1 protein-coding gene is annotated in these 1,751 nt (G+C 45.1%); it reads right to left on the bottom strand.

The window, feature by feature from the left end:
• Window positions 1-571: 571 nt before the first annotated feature.
• Window positions 572-703: a hypothetical protein gene (locus MJ770_RS15440; protein WP_256448843.1), complete on the bottom strand. Its 132-nt coding sequence runs from the start codon at window positions 701-703 to the stop codon at window positions 572-574.
• Between the last annotated feature and the right edge of the window lie 1,048 nt (window positions 704-1,751).

The raw sequence follows: 1,751 nt of genomic DNA, 5'->3' as shown, positions 1-1,751 counted from the left end.
CAGACTCCTTACAAATAAAAAACCCTCTCCATAGCGAGAGGGTTTTTTATTTTATTAAACTATAGATGATGTTTTTAAATCGTCAGACTCCTTACAAAGCAAAACACCCCGCCCACAAGTGGGGTGTTTTGCTTTGAGGCAAGATGATGTTTTTAAAATGTACTGCCTGAAAAACACTATATTATCGCGCTGTCCAGATGAACATTCGAAATGTGTGGGCTCACTCGAGAGGGCAAGGTAATGAGTACACCTGCCCATGTTGGTCAGGCATAACGAAAACCAGCTACCAATTTAGTGTGGTCCTGCTCCAACGTTCAGGGCGTCTGTTTTTCCACCTCACAGACGATAGTAAGCTTCTCCCATAATGCCGTGTCGAGGCCCCAGCATGGCGCGCTGCCGGGGTCACGAAATTGATGGCACTGTCGGTGCTCTTAGTTGTACCATTGCCTTGCAGCGATCAGACTTTTAAACGCCCGGCGTGGATACGCTAGTTGAAATTTCAGGGTTTTGAACAACGATTATTGTTGCTGGCCGCTGGACGACTAAATGACGGCGAGACGTCCAGAGCTTGTCAGGTAGCCAGCATCGTGATTGCGGTCATCGGGTTGCCATTGTAGAAGTGCAACACCACTTGGTTCTGCAGGATGCCCTCTGTGTAGATCATGTCGCGCGTGACGTCCCCTGCCACATCGATGCTTTCCACGTCATATAATCTTTTAGCAAACTATTTTCTATTAAAAATATCTGTGAACAAATACAGTAAAAATAAGATGTCCTTCTCCCGTGTGTGCATATATTTAATATCTCAAATAAACAGCTGCTTGGGTGTTAAAAAAGAACGCACGCATCTTGCGTAGCTGTTGCGCCTAGCGGTTTGTGTTGGGATTCAAAAGCTGACCTTCACCCCACATGATGCGGAAAATTGTGGATTCTGAAGCGAGGTATTATCCACAATCAGCCAGCGTTTGCCCAATCTGACTAAGCGACATACTTCCAAATTCATCTGAATTATCGAGGCGCAGCAGATGATCGTGCTCACCGTGGGATGAGTTTGTTGGCAGGAGCCTGCTTCCGCCTGGGGCACAAATTACCTCGTTGTACTGATAGTTCAATGGTAAAGCAGGTTAATTACCCACGCTGAGTTGTGGACTAATAGAAACGTACACCTCGATAGGATTATTATTCAGCTAGAGATGGATCAGCAATAAACAAGCACCGCGAGCATTAGGAAGCCGCATTTAAATTTGAAGTTGCACGCATCGTAGTTGATCAAGGACTGAGTATCACGCAAGTGGTTAAAGACGTGAGCATAGGTCACAGCGGTGAGCAGTTGGACAAGCCCGGTCTCGGGAAGCCTATGACTGCCGAGTAGCAGCACATCCGCCAACTGGAGACCGAGAACCGATAACTGCTGTTAGATATTCCAATCTTTGGTGTGACGATTTTGGACTGATAGCCAATAGCAATCAATTTTTTCTCAAACAATTTTTGAACGTGTAATTATTGATGTTCAATTCTGTCGTGACCGACTTCACCGATCGCTCGTCACGAGAATAAACCCTGAATAAAGCCTGCACTATCAATGCTAATGAATAACGTGTTCCTATTGTTGTCGCCATACCTCATAATAATTTTTAGTCGGCAATTAGCCTGACATTGTGGAGTAAAAGGAGTAAATTTCAACATTGTGTTGGGAATAGAGAAACAAAATGCTTGACCGTCGACATTTGCTCTGTATAATGCGCCCCTCG

This window comes from Candidatus Nitrotoga sp. M5 (assembly GCF_927904885.1).
Classification (GTDB): domain Bacteria; phylum Pseudomonadota; class Gammaproteobacteria; order Burkholderiales; family Gallionellaceae; genus Nitrotoga.
The sequence above is the reverse complement of the archived record's forward strand: the minus strand, read 5'-3'. Positions and strand labels throughout refer to the sequence as shown.